General features: G+C 69.2%; 20 protein-coding genes, 1 tRNA gene and 1 pseudogene. 11 read left to right on the top strand and 11 right to left on the bottom strand.

Going from position 1 to position 21,147, the window contains the following annotated elements; all coding sequences use genetic code 11:
- Window positions 1-28 precede the first annotated feature (28 nt).
- Window positions 29-811, top strand: a complete 783-nt coding sequence (gene rph, locus SBI80_RS18225; protein ID WP_318976194.1) for a ribonuclease PH — start codon at window positions 29-31, stop codon at window positions 809-811.
- Window positions 808-1,407, top strand: coding sequence for an RdgB/HAM1 family non-canonical purine NTP pyrophosphatase (rdgB, locus tag SBI80_RS18220; protein WP_318976255.1), 600 nt, complete (start codon window positions 808-810; stop codon window positions 1,405-1,407). Before rph ends, rdgB begins: the two co-directional genes overlap by 4 nt.
- A gap of 13 nt (window positions 1,408-1,420) precedes the next feature.
- Here rdgB and SBI80_RS18215 read toward each other — a convergent pair whose 3' ends face one another.
- A complete protein-coding gene (locus SBI80_RS18215) occupies window positions 1,421-1,807 on the bottom strand; it encodes a DUF3817 domain-containing protein (RefSeq protein ID WP_318976193.1) in 387 nt (128 codons plus the stop codon).
- Window positions 1,804-2,184, bottom strand: a complete 381-nt coding sequence (locus SBI80_RS18210) for a hypothetical protein (protein WP_318976192.1) — start codon at window positions 2,182-2,184, stop codon at window positions 1,804-1,806. Before SBI80_RS18210 ends, SBI80_RS18215 begins: the two co-directional genes overlap by 4 nt.
- Window positions 2,185-2,282: 98 nt before the next feature.
- On the opposite strand from SBI80_RS18210, the gene SBI80_RS18205 reads away from it, so the two are divergent.
- Window positions 2,283-2,365: transfer RNA gene (locus SBI80_RS18205), tRNA-Leu, on the top strand.
- A 158-nt stretch (window positions 2,366-2,523) separates the two neighbouring features.
- Window positions 2,524-2,631 (top strand): annotated as a pseudogene (locus SBI80_RS18200) (HD domain-containing protein); the annotation flags it as partial.
- On the opposite strand, the gene SBI80_RS18195 reads toward SBI80_RS18200, so the two are convergent.
- The 4 genes from SBI80_RS18195 to SBI80_RS18180 form a co-directional block, all read right to left on the bottom strand.
- A complete protein-coding gene (locus SBI80_RS18195; RefSeq protein ID WP_318976191.1) occupies window positions 2,606-4,456 on the bottom strand; it encodes a sulfatase-like hydrolase/transferase in 1,851 nt (616 codons plus the stop codon). The pseudogene SBI80_RS18200 and the gene SBI80_RS18195 overlap by 26 nt on opposite strands.
- Window positions 4,449-4,916, bottom strand: coding sequence for an SRPBCC family protein (locus SBI80_RS18190; RefSeq protein WP_318976190.1), 468 nt, complete (start codon window positions 4,914-4,916; stop codon window positions 4,449-4,451). Before SBI80_RS18190 ends, SBI80_RS18195 begins: the two co-directional genes overlap by 8 nt.
- A 14-nt stretch (window positions 4,917-4,930) precedes the next feature.
- Window positions 4,931-7,321, bottom strand: a complete 2,391-nt coding sequence (locus SBI80_RS18185) for a lysylphosphatidylglycerol synthase domain-containing protein (RefSeq protein ID WP_318976189.1) — start codon at window positions 7,319-7,321, stop codon at window positions 4,931-4,933.
- Between the two features lie 308 nt (window positions 7,322-7,629).
- Window positions 7,630-8,439 carry an SDR family NAD(P)-dependent oxidoreductase gene (locus tag SBI80_RS18180; RefSeq protein ID WP_318976188.1) on the bottom strand — a complete coding sequence of 270 codons (810 nt, stop codon included), beginning with the start codon at window positions 8,437-8,439 and terminating at the stop codon, window positions 7,630-7,632.
- 97 nt (window positions 8,440-8,536) lie between these two features.
- On the opposite strand from SBI80_RS18180, the gene SBI80_RS18175 reads away from it, so the two are divergent.
- Window positions 8,537-9,430: an SDR family NAD(P)-dependent oxidoreductase gene (locus SBI80_RS18175; RefSeq protein ID WP_318976187.1), complete on the top strand. Its 894-nt coding sequence runs from the start codon at window positions 8,537-8,539 to the stop codon at window positions 9,428-9,430.
- Between the two features lie 20 nt (window positions 9,431-9,450).
- Here the strand turns inward: SBI80_RS18175 and SBI80_RS18170 are convergent, their stop codons facing one another.
- The 3 genes from SBI80_RS18170 to SBI80_RS18160 form a co-directional block, all read right to left on the bottom strand.
- Window positions 9,451-10,248 (bottom strand): oxygenase MpaB family protein, encoded by a 798-nt coding sequence (locus SBI80_RS18170; RefSeq protein ID WP_318976254.1) that lies wholly within the window; start codon window positions 10,246-10,248, stop codon window positions 9,451-9,453.
- A 93-nt stretch (window positions 10,249-10,341) separates the two neighbouring features.
- Window positions 10,342-10,995 (bottom strand): DedA family protein, encoded by a 654-nt coding sequence (locus tag SBI80_RS18165; protein ID WP_318976186.1) that lies wholly within the window; start codon window positions 10,993-10,995, stop codon window positions 10,342-10,344.
- 37 nt (window positions 10,996-11,032) lie between these two features.
- Complete coding sequence (locus SBI80_RS18160; RefSeq protein WP_318976185.1) at window positions 11,033-11,656, bottom strand: TetR/AcrR family transcriptional regulator; 624 nt, start codon at window positions 11,654-11,656, stop codon at window positions 11,033-11,035.
- 105 nt (window positions 11,657-11,761) lie between these two features.
- Here SBI80_RS18160 and SBI80_RS18155 point away from each other — a divergent pair, with 105 nt between their 5' ends.
- The 4 genes from SBI80_RS18155 to SBI80_RS18140 all read left to right on the top strand — a co-directional run bounded on the left by SBI80_RS18155 (window position 11,762) and on the right by SBI80_RS18140 (window position 15,622).
- Entirely contained in the window at window positions 11,762-12,784 is a 1,023-nt protein-coding gene (locus SBI80_RS18155) for an aromatic ring-hydroxylating dioxygenase subunit alpha (RefSeq protein WP_318976184.1), read from the top strand.
- A 68-nt stretch (window positions 12,785-12,852) separates the two neighbouring features.
- Window positions 12,853-13,878, top strand: coding sequence for an NAD(P)H-dependent amine dehydrogenase family protein (locus tag SBI80_RS18150; protein ID WP_318976253.1), 1,026 nt, complete (start codon window positions 12,853-12,855; stop codon window positions 13,876-13,878).
- A 28-nt stretch (window positions 13,879-13,906) separates the two neighbouring features.
- Window positions 13,907-14,908, top strand: a complete 1,002-nt coding sequence (locus SBI80_RS18145) for a patatin-like phospholipase family protein (protein WP_318976183.1) — start codon at window positions 13,907-13,909, stop codon at window positions 14,906-14,908.
- 18 nt (window positions 14,909-14,926) lie between these two features.
- Window positions 14,927-15,622 carry an IspD/TarI family cytidylyltransferase gene (locus tag SBI80_RS18140; protein ID WP_318976182.1) on the top strand — a complete coding sequence of 232 codons (696 nt, stop codon included), beginning with the start codon at window positions 14,927-14,929 and terminating at the stop codon, window positions 15,620-15,622.
- Here the strand turns inward: SBI80_RS18140 and SBI80_RS18135 are convergent.
- Window positions 15,600-16,331 carry an IspD/TarI family cytidylyltransferase gene (locus SBI80_RS18135; RefSeq protein WP_318976181.1) on the bottom strand — a complete coding sequence of 244 codons (732 nt, stop codon included), beginning with the start codon at window positions 16,329-16,331 and terminating at the stop codon, window positions 15,600-15,602. The genes SBI80_RS18140 and SBI80_RS18135 overlap by 23 nt on opposite strands.
- A 47-nt stretch (window positions 16,332-16,378) precedes the next feature.
- Window positions 16,379-16,801 carry a PPOX class F420-dependent oxidoreductase gene (locus SBI80_RS18130; RefSeq protein WP_318976180.1) on the bottom strand — a complete coding sequence of 141 codons (423 nt, stop codon included), beginning with the start codon at window positions 16,799-16,801 and terminating at the stop codon, window positions 16,379-16,381.
- A 133-nt stretch (window positions 16,802-16,934) separates the two neighbouring features.
- On the opposite strand from SBI80_RS18130, the gene SBI80_RS18125 reads away from it, so the two are divergent.
- Entirely contained in the window at window positions 16,935-19,787 is a 2,853-nt protein-coding gene (locus SBI80_RS18125) for an MMPL/RND family transporter (protein ID WP_318976179.1), read from the top strand.
- A 154-nt stretch (window positions 19,788-19,941) separates the two neighbouring features.
- Entirely contained in the window at window positions 19,942-21,144 is a 1,203-nt protein-coding gene (locus tag SBI80_RS18120; protein ID WP_318976252.1) for a low temperature requirement protein A, read from the top strand.
- The last annotated feature ends 3 nt before the right edge of the window (window positions 21,145-21,147 follow it).

Here is a 21,147-nt window from a genome sequence, read left to right as displayed (position 1 = left end):
GTTCCGGCGCACCGGTTAGGGTTGGCGGGTGTCCAGACGAGAAGACGGCCGACTCGACGACGAGTTGCGACCGGTAGTCATCACCCGCGGCTTCACCAAACACCCGGCCGGATCCGTGCTGGTCGAGTTCGGCCAGACCCGCGTCATGTGCACCGCCAGCGTCACCGAGGGCGTGCCGCGCTGGCGCAAGGGCTCGGGATTGGGCTGGCTGACCGCCGAGTACGCGATGCTGCCCGCGGCCACCCACACGCGCTCGGACCGCGAGTCGGTCCGGGGCAAGGTCGGTGGCCGCACCCAGGAGATCAGCCGGTTGGTCGGACGGTCGCTGCGGGCGTGCATCGACCTGGGCGCGCTGGGGGAGAACACCATCGCCATCGACTGCGACGTGCTCCAGGCCGACGGCGGTACTCGGACCGCGGCGATCACGGGCGCCTACGTCGCGCTCTCCGACGCGGTGACCTATCTGTCGGCGGCCGGGCGGCTGTCGGACCCGCGGCCGCTGTCGTGCGCCATCGCGGCGGTGTCGGTCGGAGTCGTCGACGGGCGGGTGCGCACCGACCTGCCCTACGAGGAGGACTCCCGCGCCGAGGTCGACATGAACGTCGTCGCCACCGACACCGGGACCCTCGTCGAGATCCAGGGCACCGGCGAGGGCGCCACGTTCCCGCGTTCGACGCTGGACAAGATGCTCGACGCCGCGCTGGCCGCCTGCGACCAGCTGTTCGTCATCCAGCGCGAAGCCCTGGAGCTGCCCTACCCAGGGGTGCTGCCGGAGCCGACGACGCCCGCCAAGAAGGCGTTCGGAAGCTGACTGGACTGCTGGTCGCCAGCCGCAACGCCAAGAAGCTGGCCGAACTGCGCCGCGTGCTCGATGGCGCCGGCGTGGGTGGATTGGAGCTGCTGTCGCTCAACGACGTCGCTCCTTTCGAGGAGGCGCCCGAGACGGGCGCCACGTTCGAGGAGAACGCGCTTGCCAAGGCGCGCGACGCCTTCCTGGCCTCGGGCCTGCCCGTGGTGGCCGACGACTCCGGCCTGGCGGTCGATGCGCTCAACGGGATGCCCGGTGTGCTGTCGGCGCGGTGGGCGGGTGCGCACGGCGACGACGAGGCGAATCTGCGGCTGCTCCTCGGCCAACTCGGTGACGTGCCCGACGAGCGCCGTGGCGCGGCTTTCGTATCGGCGTGTGCCCTGGTCTCGTCGGCCGGTGAGACCGTGGTGCGCGGCGAGTGGGCGGGCACCATCGCGCGGGCACCGCGCGGCGACGGCGGCTTCGGTTACGACCCCATCTTCGTGCCGACGGGGTCGCTGCGGTCGGCCGCCGAGCTGAGTCCCACGGAGAAGGATGCGGCCTCGCACCGGGGCCGGGCGTTGGCGCTGCTGCTGCCCGCGTTGCGCGCGTTGGTCTGACGCCGCGTTCGTCTCAACGCAGGTGGTAGGTGGCCTTGATCTGCTTGGTCTGGAAGTGCTCGACGATGATGCCCAGCAGCGGGATGGTGCCGGCCAGCAGCACGCCGATGGTCTTGGCGATGGGCCAGCGCACCTTGACCGCCAGGTTCGCCGCCGACAGCAGGTAGACGAAGTACACCCAGCCGTGCACCACGCCGATCCAGCTCGGCGGGTCGTCGACCTCGACGATGTACTTGAGCACCATCTCGTAGCAGAGGGCGATCAGCCAAACGCCCGTCGTCCAGGCCAGCACCCGGTAAGCGGTGAGCGCCTTGCGGATCGACTCGGTGGGGGTGCTCGAGGGCGACGGATCGTCGGCCTGCGGCGCGTCGCTCGGCGCTTCGGGATCGGGGCTGCTCATCGCATCGTCCTGTCGTCGGTGTCGGGGCGGTCGTCGGTCCTGGCGAGCTCGGCCAGGTAGGCGTTGTACTCGCGCAGGGTGGGATCGTCGTCGTGGGTGGCTGCCCGAGGCCGCTCCGGCAGCAGGCCCTCGGGGATCTCGGTCGGTTCGTGCTCGCTGGGCCGGGGTGGCGCCTCTTCATAGCGCACGAACTTGTAGTACGCGTAGAAGCAGAAGCCCCCGAACATGGGCCATTGCAGCGCGTAGCCCAGATTCTGGAATGATCCGGACGCCGATTCGTATCTGTTCCACTGCCACCAGGCCAGCGCCAGGCAGCCGGCCGCGGCGAGACAGACCAGCGCGATGAGCGCCGGCCTCCTACGCCGTGTAGTGGACATTCGTCCACGGTACCGCGACGGACTTGGGTCCGATGAACCCGTCGAGCCGTGCGGTGGCGGCGTGATCAGAGAGTGCCGACGGTAGTATCGCCCCTGTTGCGGGCGTGATGGAACGGCAGACATGCCGGCTTTAGGTGCCGGTGCTCGAGAGAGCGTGTGGGTTCGAATCCCACCGCCCGCACCCTCCGATCACGATGCGTTCGACGCGCTAGTGGGTTTTTCTGCGTGGTGGTCGTGAGAATCACCTAGGAAGCGCACGAGCGCAGCCGTGGTGTGGAAATCCGACGTAGCCCGCCGTACGGGTCCGTCCCCGGGCCCGGCTAGCAGAGCAGATGGCGTGACACCACGTTCGGCACCGTCAATGCCGATGTGCTGCAACACTTCAGTCCCGACTTCCATCGCATCGACTTCGTCGACGTGATCAAGAACTCCGCGTGGGCCGAATGAGGCGGCGACCCAGCAGTCGTCGCACCACCCCGGGGGACTGGCCGGTGGGCGGTTGCCGGTCCGCGTACGGCCACGGCCGGTTGCGTTCCGGGACCGAGATCGCCCGCGCCTGCTTGAGCTGCATGCGCAGGTGCGCTCGCAGTTCGTGCAAAGCTGGTTCGCCCCAACGATTCTGGGCCTCGATCGGATCGCTGGTCAGGTCGTAGAGCTCCCACTGGTCGTCGAGCGGTTCGGACCGGTACGTCTCGCCGCCGAGGCCGTTGGCCGCCAGTTGGCGCACACCGGGTTCGGTCCAGGTGGACGGATCGTCGAAGGTACGCACCAGCTTCCACAGATGTCCCGCGCCGCCGACGGCATTGGCATCGTCGACGCGCACCACCAGGCCCTCGAAGTTCGACGCCACGTGCGCGGGCACCTTGATGCGCAGGGGCACGGGCGGCTCGACGGTCAGGCCCAGCCCCCTCGCGGCCGCCGACGCGCCGGTGTCACCCTCGAGGACGTTGTCGCGCGTCATCAGGTAGATGGCGCGATGATCGTCGGCGGGCGCGCCGTCCACCACCGGCATCAGGTCCCGGCCCGGCAACGGATGGACCTCCGAGAACGACTCGGACAGCGCGTCGGCGACGACGTCGACGTCGATCCCCGCGGCGCCAAGCAGGGTGGGCACCAGGTCGACGTGCGACGTGGGGGCCGTGACGACGCGCGCCGTCGTGGCAGTTTCGCCGACCCTGGCTATCACGAACGGCACCCGGGTGGCCTCGTCGTAGAGGTTGAACCACTTCTGGTGCAACCCGCCGTGGGCCCCAAGCAGGTCACCGTGATCGGAGGTGCGCACCAGCACGGCGTTGGCCGATCCGCCGTCGGTCACGGCGCGACGCACCCGATCGAGCGGCCCGTCGACCTCGGCGTGCAGGCGGTAGTACAGGTCGCGGTATTGCTGCGCGTTGCGCCGGTAGGTGCGGCCGATCGCCGGCGCAGGCCCGTAACCGGAGTAGTACGCCTCGCGGAACGCGATCTGCGCGGCGGGCTTGTCGCGCAGATCTTCCTCGGCGGTCGGCGGGGCCGGCACGTGCGGCGGGTCCATCGACGGCGAGTCGGCGAGCGGGCTGCGTCGCTGCCACGCCGGGAACAGCACGATGTCGTGCGGGTTGACGAAACTGGCCACCAGCAGGAACGGGCGCAGGGCATCCTGATCGCCGGCGCGACGCCGCGCGTAACGATCTTCCAGCCACGCCACGATGCGCGCGGCGAACAACGGATCGCGGCGAAAGCCGCTGTTGGACATGGCCGCTCCGTGCGGCTCGGGGCCGACCCAGCCGGAGAAGCCGTACGGGTCGAGTGGGTCGGCGTCCAGATAGCGTTGCACGGCGGCCTCGTCGACGACGCCCTCGTCGTCGTTGGTGGCCAGCGGCTGCCCGGTGGCCGGGTCCTCGAGGTCGGCGTGCGAGATGTGCCACTTGCCGTCGTAGTGCGTGTCGTAGCCCGCGGCGCGAAACCAGTTTCCGAGGGTCGGCACCTCGCCGCGCCGCAGCCACCGCAGGCGGGAGTCGTCGAAGCGCTTGCCGATGCCGTCGGTTTGAGTGACGCCGTGCAGATCGGGATAGTGGCCGGTGAACATCGTCGGCCGGCTGGGGACGCACGCCAGCGAGCCCGTGTAGTGCCTCGCGAAGCTCACGCCATGCTCGTCGAACCAGCGCCGGCCCCCGAGTGCGCGCCTGCGCCAAGCCAATACGTCACTGGACTCGTACGGCGGCACCGCCCGCTCCTCGTCGGTCATCAGGATGACGACGTCCGGACGGGAGGAGGGCGGAGTGGACTCAAGCATGGGGGTACTCCGTTCTACGGGCCAGTCCCGTGAGCATCGAATCGGACTGCTTGGCCATGACGCGGCACACCACCCATTCGGCGGCCCGTGCCAGTGGTCCCGAACCGATCACGACGCGGCTCGTCAACGTCACCCCGGTGTGCTCGCCGTCGGCCCGCAACGTCCAGCGGTTCGACACGGCGCGCAATCGCGTGGGCAGGCCCTCGATGGCGTACGCCAGGGCGGTGCGCGGTTCGAACTCGGTGATGCGTTCCACCAACGCGTTGCGGCCGATCTGCACCCGCCGGGTGGTACCGAGCGGGGCGCCGTCCGGACCGTGGTTCAGGATGCACGAGTGGTCGGCGTTGGGCGCCCACGAACTGAGCGCACCGAAGTCCGCGAGGACGTCCCAGACAGCAGGCAGCGACGCGAGCACGATCCGGCTGCGGCTGATCTCTGCCACGACGTCATCAAACACCATCGCGGGCGCTGGCGTCAGATCATGTCGTTGCGGGTGAGCCAGCGCATCACCGGCCAGCCCACGAACACCGGCAGCCAGCAGGTGAGCACGCGGTACAGCAGCACCGACGGGACCGCGACCGCGGCGGGCACGCCGAACGCCGCGAGCCCGCCGATCAGCGCGGCTTCCACGGCGCCGATGCCGCCGGGGGTGGGGGCCGCCGAGGCCAGCGTGCCACCGATCATGGTGACGACCGTGACCGTCACGAACGTGGTGCCGCCGCCAAAGGCCTCCACGCTGGCCCACAGCGCCAGTGCGGCGCCGAGAGTCGTTGCCGCACAACCGGCCACGATGAGCGCCAGCCGCTTGGGCTCGCGGGCCAGCTCGACGAGTTCTCCGCCCAGTTCCTTCAGCCGCGGCCGCAGCTCCGCGCCGAGCCACCGGCGCAGCTGCGGTACGAAGGTGAAGATCCCGACGATGCCCAGTGCGACGCCGCCGATCAGGTACAGCACCGTGGTCCTGGGCACGAAGTGCGAAAGGTTGGTCGACGTCCCCGCGATCACGCTGAAGAAGATCAGCAATCCCACGTGTGTGATCACCTGGACCGACTGCTGCAGGGCGACCGCCGCGGTGGCCCGCAGCGCGCCGAGACCACCCTTCTGCAGGAACCTGGTGCTCAGCGCCAGACCGCCGACGCCCGCGGGCGTCGTGGTCGCAGCGAAGGTGTTGGCGACCTGCATGATTGCCAGATTGCGAAAGCTGACGAGGCCCGAGGCGCAGGCCCACAGTGCCGCTGCCGCACCCACGTACGTCAGCGCCGACACGGCCAACCCGAGCAGCGCCCACCACCAGTTCGCGGTGCGCAGTTCGGAGAAGAACGCCGGCACCGTGCTGATGAAGGGGTAGGCGACGTACACCAGCGCCACCAGCAGGACCAGCTGGATCATCTGGGTCCTGGTGAAGCGGGTGATGGTCTCGGCCTTGATCTGATCGGCGCCGGTCTGGTGCATGACCTCGTCGCGCGCCGCGGTCATCACGGTGCCCGCGTCGGCGACCGAATCGCGGACGTGGCGCGGCAGCGCCGACTTCGTCAGCCGGCGCGAGGCGGAGAGGATGGCGTCCCTGCCGAACTCGTCGATGGCGGCACGCACGGCGGCCTCGGCGCCGAAGATGGCCGTCGTCGACAACAGCAGCGCGGCGATGTCGGCCTGCAGTAGGACGTCGGTCGCGCCGTACTCGGCGCTCCCGAACCCGCCGAAGAGGGCCTTGCCGTCATCGATGGTGATTTCCTTGGCGCGTAGGTCGCCATGCGAGATCTGGTGGGCGTGCAGGGTGCCGAGCGCCTGCCACACGGGGCCGACGAGCGTTCGGTCCGCCGACGAAGCGTCCAGCGTGACCCCGCGGGGCTGGGTGTGGGCGTACAGCGTCCAGCCGCGATCGAGCGCCGACAGGGCGACCGTGGTGCAGTTGGCGACGCTCAGGTCCCCGATCGCGATGGCCATCAACCCGCGATGTTCGACGGCGCGGCGCATCGACGCGTGCAGCGGCGCGGTCTCGCTGTTGCGCAACCGAATCCGCCGCCAGATCTGGCTGACGATGCCGCCGCTGCGCTGGTTGGGGCCGTACATCTCGACGACGGCCTGCGGTGGCCCGAGACCGTCGGCGCCCTCGCAGGACGCCCACAGCACCAGCGGTCCCCTCCCCGCCGGGCGCACCACGGTCAGTCCGGTCACCGCGAAACCCCGACGGACCAGCGCCCGCACCGCGCCGTCGAGCGGCACCTCGAGCGCGGGGGTGCCCACCACCAGGACGGTCAGCGCACCGACGAACCAGCCGACCGCCAGCCCCAGCAGCGAGCGGGCGGGTACCACGGCACTGACGACGAGGTGGATCGGCACGAACGCCAGCAGCAGCGTCCACCACCACCGGCGCCATCGCGCCTCCAGCCACGGCCCCGACACCGTGAGCACGGCCGCGAGCATCGCGATCCACCGCGGATCGTCGAGGAACTGCGACAGCAGCGTGCGCAGCCGGTCGTCGAGGTCGAAGTGCCATCGCGGCGCGGAGAACCCGCTGGAGTTGACCGACAGCGCGAGCACCGCGATTATCCCGGCCGCCGCGTAGGCGCCCAGCAGCCGCCACTGCCTGGCGGTGATGAGGCCGATGAGGATCGCGAACGGCAGTGCCAGGATGGCGACGCCGTAGGCCAGGTACACCAGGTTGGACTGCGTCGGGGTCAGCAGCGCCACGATCCCGGAGATCGACCGCTCCAGGGACACCCAGTCCCGGCGGGTGATCAGCGAGCTGGTGATGACGGCGGCAAGGAACACCGTCGCCAGGGCCAGGCGGAAGATGTCGTTGGTGCGGCGGGCCAGCGGTTGCAGGAGGTCGCCGGATACGGTGACATCCCGTCCGTCTACTCGCATGCCATGGATCTCTCGGTTTGCCGTCGTGCCGCGCAGTCAACGGCCCGCGGTCAACCTATCCCAGCCTGCGTTCGGCACCCGAGATCGACGGGCCACCCGTATGGATGTCATCAAGGTGTGACCCGGACGCGTCAGCATCGCGTACGAAACGCCGGCCAGGGGCGCCGCGGTCGCTAGACAGATGAACATGGGCAATCTCGTTCAGGTTCTCTCGATGATGGCGATCCCCGCGGTCGTGCTGCTGACGTGCCGGTACGTCAACGTCCGGGCGGCGGGTCGCGACGACGGCGCGTGACCGACGGGCCGACCTACATGTGCGTGCCGCCGTCGACGCGCACCTCGGTACCGGTCACCCAGTAGGCGTCGGGGGAGCCGAGCATGGCCACCACGGCGGCCACCGCGTCGGGCTTGGCGAACATCGCTCCGTCTTCCAGCGGGAGCACCGAGGTGATCTTGCCGATGAGGGAGAAGTCCATGTCGTCGGGAAGGCCGGGGCCGACGCTCTGCTTCGACTCACCGACACCGTCGGTCATGCCCGACGAGATCGAGCCGGGCTGCACGCAATTGAACCGGATGCGCTCCTTGCTGAACTCCAGCGCCAAGGCGTGGGTCATCGCCTGGATGCCGCCCTTGGAGGCGGCGTATGCCGACATGTAGGGGTGGGCGAACGTCGCCGAGGTCGAGGAGAAGTTCACCACCGCGGCCGCATTGCCTTGGCGTAGTGCGGGAATGGCTTCGCGCGTCACCAGGAACGTGCCGAAGAGGTTCACCCGGACGATCTTCTCGAAGTCGGCGAGCGTGGTGTCGACGAAGTGCGCCGACCGCAGGATCCCCGCGGCGTTGACCAGGGTGTCCAGCCCGCCGAGTGCGTCGACGGCGCCGGCCACGCCGGCTCGGACCGAACCCTCGTCGCCGACGTCCATCAGAACGGTCGACAACCGCTCGCCGTGGGCGTCGGCCTTGGCCACGGTGTCCTTCAGGCCCGCCTCGCTGACGTCGCCGGCGACGACCCGGCCGCCTTCGTCGAGGATGCGCAGCGCGGTGGCCTGCCCGATGCCCGAACCGGCGCCGGTGATCAGGACGCGACGGTCGGCGTAACGCGCGGGTGTGGAGGCCATGGGCGCCAATGATGCTCCTCGGGATCGTGTGTGTCAGGCACTCCGGCGATCGGCGCCGGCCGTCGGGGTCGGTGTCGACGGTCGCTAGTGTCGGATCGTGGCGACGACACCCTGGGACCCGGCCCGACTCGGCGACCTGACCGGCAAACGCATCATCGTGACCGGAGCGACCAACGGCGTGGGGCTGGCGACCGCGCGTGCCCTGGCCGGAGCTGGAGCCCACGTCATCCTCGCGGTGCGCAACGTCGAGCTGGGTGCGCAGCGGGCGGCGGAGATGGGTGGTGACACCTCGGTGGTGAAGCTCGACCTCGCCGATCAGGCGTCGGTGCGGGCGTTCCCCGACCTGTTCGATGGCGAGGTGGACGTGTTGGTCAACAACGCCGGTGTCGTCGCCCAGCGCCGTACCGAGACCGTCGACGGCTTCGAGTCGACGCTCGCGACGAACTTCCTCGGGCCGTTCTCGCTGACCAATCTGCTGTTGGGTCGGGTGCGTTCGCTGGTCGTCAACGTCGCCTCCGATGCGCACAAGTCCGCGACGTTCCCCTTCGACGATCCGCACCTACGGGTGCGCAAGTGGTCGGCGTTTCCCGCCTACGGGCGCTCCAAGCTGGCGGTGATGCTGTGGGGGCTGGAACTGGACCGGCGGCTGCGCACCGCGGACTCGCCGATCACCGCGCAGCTCACCCATCCGGGCTGGGTGGCGTCGAACCTTTCCAACGTGTCGGACAAGCCACTGATGTCGGCGTTCCACACGGTGGTCAAGGCGGCAGGCAGCGTGCTGGCCAACGACATCGACGCCGGTGCCGCGCCCACGCTGTACTGCATCGGCGAACCGATCCCCCCGGGCAGCTACGTTGGCATCGACGGCCGGTTCGGGCTAAAGGGCGGCCCAACGCTCAGCGGCCGGTCCGCGGAGGCGTGCGACTACGACGCCGCAGCGCGGCTGGTCGCCTTCGCCGAGGCGGAGACGGGCACCAGCATTCCCCTCTGAGCATTCCCCTCTGCGGCCGATCAGCGCCTTGGCAGCGCCCAGCGGATGCCGCCGACCAGCGTGCGGCCAGCGACGCGGACGGCGGTGGCCTCCAGCGGCGGCAGGTACGGCAACCGCAGCGGCAGGCGCGCCCAGCCGGGCAGCATCGCGACCGACGTGGACGCCAGCACCGCGTACGGCGGCCGGGCCAGCAGCGGCAGCGGGGGCGTCAGCAGCAGGAACCTCGCCGCCTCCCGGGCGGCCGGCGTGCTGGTCAGCTCGGGGCGGTACGCCTCGATGCGCTGCTTGAGCTCGCGTTCGGTGCGAGGCGGATCGACGACGCCGAGCGCCGCGGCGACGCGGGCGGTCTCGGCGACGTAGGCGTCACGGCCCGGCCCGTCCAGCGGCTCGGCCCCGTAGCGCTGATGCGCGGCCAGGAAGCTGTCGACCTCGGCGACGTGCACCCACTCCAGCAGATGCGGATCGGACGCCTCGTAGGGCCGCCCGTCGGGCGCGGTACCGCGGATGCGGCGATGGATGCCGCGGACCTTGTCCACGGCGCGCTGCGCGTCCGCCGCGGGCCCGAACGTGGTGACGGCCAGGAAGGTGCTGGTGCGCTGCAGCCGCCCCCAGGGATCGCCGCGGTAGTCGGAGTGCTCGGCGACACCCGCCATGGCCAGCGGATGCAGGGATTGCAGGAGCAGGGCGCGCAGCCCGCCGACGAACATCGACGCATCGGCGTGCACCCGCCGAATCGCGCTGTCCTCGTCGAACCAGCGCGGGCCGGGGGTGTCGTGGATGCGGGCCCGGTTGACCGGGCCGTCGGGACCGGCCACCATGCCGAACAGTCTCTGGCCGAGGCCGTCTCGCACACCTGCCAACCCGGGGAGCGCCACACCCCGACACTACGCGCGGGTGGACGGGTTCTGAGATCACGCGTTGCGCAAGGTGTGCCAGTCGTGTTCGTCCTCTAGCGCCGCGATGGCCTTGGCGGTGCGCTCCTTCATCACCAGCGTGAAGACCACCCCGATCGCGATCGCCAGCACCAACGCGATCCAGGAGAACCGGGACAGCCACTTCTCCGCCGCCATGCCGACGTAGTACACCACCGCGGTGGTGCCGCCGGCCCACAGCAGAGCGCCAGATGCGTTGGCGGCCAGGAAGTTTCGATACGGCATCTTCAGCGCGCCCGCCAGCGGCCCTGCGAAGATGCGCAGCAGGGCGATGAAGCGGCCGAAGAACACCGCCCACACCCCCCACCGGCTGAACAGCCGCTTGGCCAGGGCGACGTGGCCAGGGCCGAAGTGCTTGGGGAAGCGTCGGCCGAGGCGTTCGAACAGGTTCATCCCGTACCGATGGCCGATGGAGTAGCCGATGGTGTCGCCGACGACGGCACCGATCGTCGCCGCCGCGCCGACCCCGACCGGGTCGATGTCCAGAGTGTGGCGTGAGGCGAGCAGGGCGGCGCTGACCAGGGCGATCTCACCGGGAAGCGGGATGCCGAGGCTCTCGAGCCCGATCACCACACCGACCACCAGGTACACCGCCATGGGCGGGATGGTTTGCAGCAGCGCGTCGACGTTCACGGGCCAAGGATGCCCGACTGGTCTGGACCTCCGCGACTCACGTTCGGGATAGGTAGGCGACCAGCGACTCGGTCAGCGTCCGGCGCGCGAGGTCCAGGTCGGCGTAGGACCCGAGCTGGCGCTCGGAGACCAAGCCTCGCATCGCACCTGGGATCAGGGTGGCCACCGCCTGCACGCGTTCGGGGTCGACGTCCAGGTCGGCGAAGGCGGCCTGGCAGGTCTGCAGCCAGCTCTTGCTCCAGGAGGACAGCTCCGCGGCCGTCTTCGGATAGAGCCGTTCGAGCTCGGCGGCGTCGCGGGGTAGCGCGGCACGCAGGTTCTCGATGGCGCGCGAATCCCCGGACGACAGACCGCGATACAGCGTGTCGAGAATGTGTCCGACGCGTTGGTGAAGCGACGCCTGCGGCTCCTGCGGCGGGGTGAGCGCACCGGCCCTGCGCTGCGCGGTGCGGTGCAGCACTGCCGCCCAGAATCCGTCGACGTCGCCGAACTGGTACTTGATCGCACCCCAGGTGACGCCCACGTCCTTGGCGATGCGGTTGGCCGACACCGATCCCGGGTCGCCGGAGGCCAGCGCCCGCAATGCGGCTTCCAGGACGTTCTCCCGCGTCGCATCACCGCGGCGGTTGGTCCGCCGGCCCACGGTGCCCGCCTCGCTCACCAGCCGATCGTATCGGTACGGTCAGTTTCACAGAACCCACTATCATTCCTCCGGCGCAGTGCCTAACATGCGAGGGGAGTGCGAGGACGAGGGAGGGATGGGCAGATGGCCAAGCCGCCGTTGTCCATGAAGCCGACCGGGTGGTTCCAGGTGGCCTGGTCCGACGAGGTCGCCGTCGGCGAGGTCCGCGCGATGAAGTACTTCGACCGGGAGATGGTGGCCTGGCGGGCGGAGTCGGGCCGGGTCACGGTCATGGACGCCTACTGCGAACACCTCGGGGCCCACCTCGGCTACGGCGGCACCGTACGGGGCGAGATCCTGCAGTGCCCCTTCCACGGGTGGCAGTGGAGTCAGCAGGGCCGCAACGTCTGCATCCCCTACGAGGACAGGCCCAACCGCGGCAGGCGGATCAAGACCTACCCCGTCACCGAATGCAACGAGTCCATCTACATCTGGCACGACATCGACGGGCGTGCACCGTTCTTCGAGGCGCCGGACGTGTTCGCCAGCTTCGGTGACGGCAGCAGCGCCGCGGCCTATCACCCGCAGCAGCGCCTGTTCCGCCAGGGTCTGGAGTTGCACCCCCAGTACGTGCTCGAGAACGGAGTGGACTTCGCACACTTCAAGTACGTGCACCAGACGCCCATCGTGCCGGTGTTCACCCGGCACGACTTCGCCGAGCCGGTCTCCTACGTCGACTTCACCATCACCTTCGAAGGTGACGACGGGCAGCGGATCGAGGACGTCGACAGCGGTGTCGAGGCCATCAACGGCGGCCTTGGCATCGCCGTCACCAAGAGCTGGGGGATGATCGACAACCGCACCGTCTCGGCCATCACCCCCGTCGACGAGTACACCTCCGACGTGCGGTTCATGGTCTACATCGGTCGAACGCCGGGACGCGAGGAGCAGCGGGCCGCCGCGAAGGCAAGGACCTTCGGTGACGAGGTCATCCGCCAGTTCAGCCAGGACGTGCACATCTGGGCCCACCAGCGTTACTCCGATCCGCCCGCGCTGGCCAATTCCGAGCTTGCGGGTTTCACCGCAATCCGCAAGTGGGCCATGAACTTCTACCCGGACGGCAAGGGCGGCAGCGCCGCCGAGCTGGCCGCGGCCCGAGAAAGGTGAACCCCGTGCCCAAAGTCGAGCGACCCATCACGGTCTTCCAGGTGGCCACCGGAAACGTCGGCACCGAGATGATCAAGCGGCTCCAGACTCGCACCGATCTGAAACTCATTGGTGTGCACTGCTATTCGGCAGACAAGATCGGCCGCGACGTCGGTGAGATCGCCGGCATCGGACCGGTCGGCGTGACGGCCACCGGCACCGTCGAGGAGATCCTCGCCGCGCAGCCGGACGTGCTGACCTTCCACGGCGTCTTCCCCGACGAGGACCTCTACGTCCAGGTCCTCGAGGCCGGCATCGACGTCGTCACCACCGCGGACTGGATCACCGGGTGGCACCGCGACACCAACCACCCCCACCCGTCGGGCCGTCCGGTGTCCCGGCTGCTGGCCGATGCGTGCGAACGCGGCGGCTCCACGTTCTACGGCACCGGCATGAACCCCGGTGTGAATCAAATTCTCGGCGTGGTGTGTTCGGCCGACGTGGCCGACATCGAGAACGTCACGACCATCGAGTCGGTGGACGTGTCGTGCCACCACTCCAGGGACACCTGGATCGAGGTCGGCTACGGGCTGCCCGTCGACGACCCGTCGATCCCGTCGCGACTGGAGCGCTACACCCGCGTGTTCGCCGACAGCGTGCTGATGATGGCCGACTGCTTCGGGCTCGAACTCGACGAGGTCGCGTTCGACTACGAACTCGGCGCCTGCACGAAGGACGTCGACCTGGGCTGGTACACCCTGCCGAAGGGATCGCTCGGCGGCAACTACATCAAGTACCAGGGCATGGTCGACGGGGTGGCGCGGGTGGAGACCCATCTGGAGTGGCAGATGACGCCGCACACCGATCCGAGCTGGGACGTCAAGGGCTGCTACGTCACCCAGATCAAGGGTGACCCCTGCATCTACAACAAGCACATGATCTTCCCCAAGCCAGGCGTGGACCTCTCCAACCCGGAGAGCTTCGCGTCGATCGGCATGACGGTCACCGGTCTTCCCGCGCTGAACGCCATCTCCTCGGTCGTCGCGGCGCCGCCGGGCCTGCTGACGAGTGCCGACCTGCCGTTGCGCGGGTTCGCGGGGCGGTTCGCGCTCTAGACCCGCCCGGGTGCGTACCGTCGAAGGGGTGACGGGAGCGCAGCGCGCCGACCTGGTGCTGTCCGGAGGCGGCGTCAAGGGAGTCGGCCTGGTGGGTGCCGTCGTGGCGCTCCTGGACGCCGGCTACCACCCGCAACGGATCTCGGGGACCTCGGCCGGCTCGATCGTCGGTGCGGTGCTGGCCGCCGCGACGCAACACGGATCCATGACCGGCGCGCAGGTCAAGGACCTTGCCCTGCAACTGGATTACCGCAAATTCCTCGACGCGGGGCCGGTCGAACGAATCCCCCTGGTGGGGCCGGCCCAGGCGCTGCTGCGGGGTACGGGCATCTACCGGGGCGACTACGCGCACGACTGGGTGCGACGGCAGCTGGCCGACCTCGGCGTGCACACCTTCGCCGACCTCGCGATCGACGACCCCGAGCTGCCAACCGAACAGCGGTATCGGCTGGTGGTCACCGTCTCCGACGTCACGACCGGCCAGTTGGTCCGCCTGCCGTGGGACTACCGCCGGGTCTACGGTCTGGACCCCGACGAGCAGTCCGTCGCCGACGCGGTGCGCGCCTCGATGTCGATTCCGTTCATCTTCCGCCCGGTCGAGCTGACCAGCGCCAAGGGGCGAACGTCGACCCTCGTCGACGGCGGCCTGTCGTCGAACTTCCCGATCGACTCGCTGGACCGGACCGACGGCGCGCAGCCGCGCTGGCCGACGTTCGGCATCACGTTGCTGCCGAACCTGCCCGACGGCAATGACGCCGTGATCCCCGCGCTCGCCCCGCTGCGCGTGCTCGGCGCCCCGCACCTGCTGGAGGACGTCATCACCACCGTGCTGGTGGGCCGGGATCAGGCCTATCTCAACCAGCCATGGGTCGAAGCCAGGACGATACGGGTGGACTCGACGCAGGTGGGCTTCCTCGACTTCGACATCGACGCCCGCGCGGTCCAGGCGCAGTACGCCAAGGGTCATGCCGCGGCGCAACGCTTCCTGGCCACCTGGGACTGGGCGGCTTACCTGCGGCGCTTCCGCTGAGCCCGTTACTGTCTGCTGGTGCCACCGTGGGTGATCGTCCCGCTGCCGAGGACGCTGGAGCCGGCCGCCGCCTTCGCGCCGGTCGTCGGTGAGCCGCCGCTCATCCGCGTGCTCTCGTCGCTGGCGGACGCCACGGCGCGCGAGCGGCTCGTCGTCGCAAGCGCACCCACCCTGGCCGACCGCGCGCGCGAGTGTCTCGACGCGGCCGGTCTCGCAGCCGTGGCCGTCACCGTCGCCCGCGACCCGGGCAGTCGTCAGCAGGTTCTGGCTGCCGGCCTGGAAGTCATTGCTGGACAGTCCGATTCACACCAGCCCGTGCTGGTGTGCGACTGCCGGCACCCGCTGGCTTCCGGTGACCTCGCCGCCCGGGTGGCCGGCGCGCTCGATGGCGGCCCCGAGGTGGTGGTGCCGACCTTGCCGGTCACCGACACCGTCAAGACGGTCGACGCGACGGGCTCGGTGCTAAGCACCGTGGACCGCACTACGCTGCGCAGCGTCCAGTACCCGCGGGGCTTCACCGTCTCGTCGCTGCGGGATCTCGTCTCGACCGCGACCGCGGTGGCCTCGATGGCCGACGACATCGACGAGTTCGACGCCGCACTGCGCGCCGGACTGGACGTCGTCTCCGTCGAGGGCGATGCTGGTGCCCTTCGGTTCGAGCTGCCACGCGACCTGCTGCTGCTGGAGGCGATCATCGCTGATGTGGCCGATTGATCCGCTCGGCAAGCAGGCGCTCCGCGATCTGAACGTCGCGTGCGTAGGTCACCTTCAGGTTGGTCGAGGCGCCGGGGAAGACGCGCACGTCGGTGTCGGTGAACCGCTGCACGCAGGCGGAGGTGTCCGTGCCGTCGAAGCTGGCGCCGACCGCCAGCCGGTAGGCGGCGAGCAACGGCCTGGCGCGGAAGGCCTGCGGAGTCTGGACGCGTACCAGCGTGCCCTCGACCGGTGAGATCGGTTCGCCGGCAACGCACTTCACGACGTCTTCGGTCGCGGTCACGGGGATCGCGCCGCCGTGGGCACGGGCCGTCGTCAGCGCGATGTCCATCATCTCGGGCCCGGCGAGGGGGCGGGCGGCGTCGTGGATGAGCACCACGTCGATGCGCCCCGAGTCGATGTCGTGGGCCAGGTGCGCCAGGACGTTCTCCTCGGAGCCGTGGCGGGTGTCACCCCCCTCGACGAGTTCGACCGTCGCGTCCGGCAGCTCGGCGGCCAGCGTGCCGGCGGCCAGCTCGCGCTCACCGCGGCGGTACACCAGGATCGTCCTGCCGATGTTGGTCGAGCGGTTGACCGCCTCCACCGCCCAGGACACCATGCTGCGTCCCGCCAGCGGCAGGTAGGCCTTGTTCCCGTCGGCACCCACCCTCGTGCCCATGCCGGCGGCCAGCACCACGCCGACGGCGACGGGACGGTTCGGCGCGCTCATCCGCCCACGCTATCGCCTCCGGACCGCGTACCGCCCGGGCGTGGCCGTCACTCGGCGAGGTCGAACGCCTTGAGCACCTTGGTCGGCGTCACCCGCACGATCAGTTCGCCTGGGACCCCGTTGCGGCGGCCGTACTCGTCGGCCTTGTCCGCGCCCATGTACCTGGCGCCGAGGCGGGTCGCGACGGCGACCAGGTCCTCGGGATCCTCGCTGAGTTCGGCGACGCCCTGCACCTGGACGAACGAGTAGGGCGGATGCGGATCGTCGACGCAGACGACGACGCGCGGGTCCCGCGCCAGCGCCCGCCCCTTGGCGGTCGCCTTGCCGGTGTTGAACACCAATCGCCCGTCTTCCACCAGGAACCACACCGGCGCCACCAGCGGTCGGCCGTCGGAGGCCACGTAGCCGAGCATCCCGGTGCGGGTGCCCTCGGACAGGAACGCGATCACGTCATTGGAGAGTTCAGCCATGCCCACCACGGTAGGCGGGCCAGCGCCCAAATTGACAGAAGACAGTTTGACGGCCTAGATATATCTGCACGCGAGATTGGACTCCGCCGGGCCCATCGCTGCGGCCATGTCGAGGGAGGCTGGGTGAACTCGAATGAGTGACACGCGCCAGCACCGCTCCGGGATCGCCCGCTTCATCAGGATCTTCGCCCTGCCGATCCTGCTCGGCTGGCTCGCGCTCACCATCGTCACGAACGTCTTCGTCCCACCGCTGGAGACGGTCGGCCAGGAACACACGGTGTCGATGAACGCCAAGGACGCGCCATCGGCGTTGTCGATGGAGAAGATCGGCAGGACGTTCCAGGAGTTCACCTCCGACAGCAACGCGATGATCATCCTCGAGGGCGAACAGCCCCTCGGCCCCGATTCGCACGCGTACTACGACCAGATCGTCAAGAAGCTCGAGGCCGACAAGGCCCACGTCGAGCACATCCAGGACTTCTGGGGGGATCCCCTCACGGCGGCGGGCGCGCAGAGCAATGACGGCAAGTCGGCCTACGTGCAGGTGTACCTGCACGGCAACATGGGCGAGACGCTGGCCAACGACTCGGCCATGGCGGTCCGCAAGATCGTCGACGAGACGCCGGCGCCTCCCGGGGTGAAGGCCTACGTCACCGGTGGCGCGCCCCTGGTCGCCGACCAGCACGACGCGGGTGACAAGAGCATCCTGATGGTCACGATCCTCACGCTGGTGGTGATCGCGGTGATGCTGGTCCTGGTGTACCGGTCGGTGATCACGATGGTGCTGGTGCTCGTCATGGTGTTCCTCGAGCTCGGCGCCGCGCGCGGCATCGTCGCCTTCCTCGGGGAGTACGAGATCATCGGCCTCTCCACCTTCGCCACCAGTCTGTTGACGCTGCTGGTGATCGCCGCGGGCACTGACTACGCGATCTTCCTGATCGGTCGCTTTCAAGAGGCCCGGGGCGCGGGGGAGGACAAGGAGTCCTCGTATTACTCGATGTTCCACGGCACCGCCCACGTCGTGCTGGGGTCGGGTCTGACCATCGCGGGCGCGATGCTCTGCCTTAGCTTCACGCGGTTGCCGTACTTCCAGACCCTCGGCGTGCCCTGCGCCGTCGGCACGCTGGTGGCCGTCGCCGCCGCGCTGACCCTCGGGCCGTCGGTGATCGTGATCGGCAGCCGCTTCGGACTGTTCGAACCCAAGCGCGCCATCCGGTCGCAGGGGTGGCGCCGGCTGGGCACCGTGATCGTGCGGTGGCCGGGGCCGATCCTGGTCGCGACGATCGCACTGGCCCTGGTCGGCCTTCTCGCGCTGCCCAGCTACCGGGCCAACTACAACGACCGGGCCTACCTGCCGTCGGACATGCCCGCCAACGTCGGCTACCAGGTGGCCGACCGGCACTTCAACTCCGCCAGGATGAACCCCGAGCTGTTGATGATCGAGAGCGATCACGACCTGCGCACGTCGGCCGACTTCCTGGTCATCGACAAGATCGCCAAGGCGATCTTCCACACCCCCGGCATCTCCCGGGTCCAGACGATCACCCGGCCCGACGGCAAGCCGATCAAGCACAGCACGATCCCGTTCATGATCAGCATGCAGGGCACGTCGACGCAGATGAACCAGAAGTACCAGCAGGACTCGTTCGAGAACATGCTCAAGCAGGCCGACGACATGCAGACCATGATCGACAACCTCGAACACATGCTGGTGCTGATGGACGAGCTGTCGGCCAACATCCACGACCTGACCGGCAAGATCACCGACCTCACCAACACCGTCTACGAACTGCGCGACCACATCGCCGACTTCGACGACTGGTTCCGGCCGTTGCGCGCCTACCTCTACTGGGAGCCGCACTGCTACGACATCCCGCTCTGCGTGGCGGGCCGGGGCATCTTCGACACCCTGGACGGCATCGACGAACTCAGCCAGCAGATCGGCGGGCTGGTGATCGACACCCAGAAGCTCGACGCCCTCACCCCGCAGCTGGCGGCCTCGCTGCGCCCTCAGGTCGAGCAGCTCAAGTCGACCAAGCAGATGATGCTGGAGATGTACCAGACCCAAAAGGGCATGCAGGACCAGATGTCGGCAATGCAGCAGAACTCCAGCGCGATGGGCGATGCGTTCGACGCCGCCCGCAACGACGACACGTTCTACCTGCCGCCGGAGATCTTCGACAACGCGGACTTCAAGCGCGGGATGAAGAACTTCATCTCGCCGGACGGTCACTCGGTGCGCTTCATCATCAGCCACGAGGGCGATCCCGCCACCGCCGAGGGCATCTCGCACATCGACGCCATCAAGCAGGCGGCCAAGGAAGCCATCAAGGGGACGCCGCTGGAGGGCTCGAGCATCTATCTGGCAGGCACCGCGGCCACCTACAAGGACATGCGGGACGGATCGGCCTACGACCTGCTGATCGCCGGCATCTCGGCGGTCACCCTCATCTTCATCATCATGCTGATCATCACCAGGGCCGTCATCGCCGCGGCGGTGATCGTCGGCACGGTGCTGCTGTCCCTCGGTGCGTCGTTCGGTCTCTCGGTGCTGCTGTGGCAGCACATCCTCGGCCTCGAGCTGCACTGGATGGTGCTGGCGATGTCGGTGATCCTGCTGCTGGCGGTGGGGTCGGACTACAACCTGCTGCTGGTCTCCCGGTTCAAGGAGGAGCTGCACGGCGGGCTGAAGACGGGCATCATCCGGTCGATGGCGGGCACCGGTTCGGTGGTGACGTCGGCGGGTCTGGTGTTCGCGTTCACGATGGCGTCGTTCGCCACCAGCGACCTGAAGGTCATGGGCCAGGTCGGTACGACGATCGCGCTCGGTCTGCTGTTCGACACCCTGATCGTGCGGACGTTCATGACGCCCGCCATCGCCGCCCTCATGGGCAAGTGGTTCTGGTGGCCGCAGATCGTCCGGTCGCGGGCGGCCAGCCGGTTGCCGGGCGCCGGTGCCGGCGAGCCCGTCACCATCGCGCACTGACCGACGCGCGCTGGCCGACGGGCACCGACCCCGGCGGGCGCCGCGACCTGGCGTCTATCCTCCAACCGTCTGATGCCGTCGGAAGGGAGCTGACCGGGTGAACGAATCGGAACCCTCGACGCGGATCGTCGTACCCGCACACCGGGTTCGGCGGATGGCGGGCCGCGATCCGCACGAGCGGCACCGGGTGGCCACCCCGCTGGAGCTCCTTTTCGATCTGACCTTCGTGATCGCCTTCGGCGTCTCGGCCTCGGAGCTGTCCCACATGCTGGCCGCCGGTCACGTCGGCGCCGGCTTGGTGGCGTTCCTGTTCGCGACGTTCGCCGCCTGCTGGGCGTGGATCAACTTCACCTGGTTCGCCTCGGCCTACGACACCGACGACTGGTTGTACCGCATCCTGACGATGCTGCAGATGGTCGGCGTGCTGGTCCTGGCACTGGGGATCCCGCCGTTCTACGCATCGATCGAGCACGGGCAGCATCTGGACAACGAGCTGATCGTGGCGGGCTACGTGGTGATGCGCGTCGCGATGGTCGTGCAGTGGCTGCGCGCCGCGCGGCAGGATCCACCGCGCCGGTCGGCAAGCCTGACGTACGCGGCCGTCATCACCGTCGCCCAGGTCGGCTGGATCGTGTCGATCTTCCTGCCCCTGTCGGTCGCGGCCGGGCTGGTGGTGTTCGCGCTACTGGCCGCCTTCGAGATGCTCGGGCCGTGGCTGGCCGAGACCCGGATGGGTGGCACGCCGTGGCATGCCCACCACATCGCCGAGCGCTACGGCCTGCTGGCGATCATCGCCCTCGGCGAGGGCGTGGTCGGAACCGTGGCCTCCCTGACCGCCGTGGTCGGCGAGCACGGGTGGACGCCGGATGCCGTCATCCTGGCCGTGGCCGGCACCGGGTTGACCTTCGGCATGTGGTGGATCTACTTCGCCGTACCCGCCGCCGACCTCCTGCACGCCCACCGGGAACGATCCTTCGCCTTCGGGTATCTGCACATCGCGGTGTTCGGCGCCATCGTCGGCACCGGCGCGGGCCTGCACACCGCGGCCTACTACGTCGAGGAGCACTCCGCACTGGGCGCCGTCGGCACGGTGCTGGCCGTGGTCGTCCCGGTGGCGGTCTACGTGACGCTGGTGTACGTGCTGTACGGGTTGATGGTCAAGGCGTGGGACGGCTTGCACGTCCTGCTCGGGGTGCTGACGGCGGGTGTGCTCGTGGCGGCGGTGATCGCGGCCGCCGCGGGTGTCCCGATGACGGCCTGTCTGCTGATCGTCACGCTGGCTCCGGTGGTCAGCGTCTTGGGCTTCGAGGTGCTCGGGCACCGGCACGCCACCCGCGCGATCACCGACGCCCTCTGAATC

Source organism: Mycolicibacterium sichuanense, assembly GCF_033741125.1.
In the GTDB taxonomy this organism is placed as follows: domain Bacteria; phylum Actinomycetota; class Actinomycetes; order Mycobacteriales; family Mycobacteriaceae; genus Mycobacterium.
This window is presented reverse-complemented; position numbering and strand designations above follow the sequence as displayed.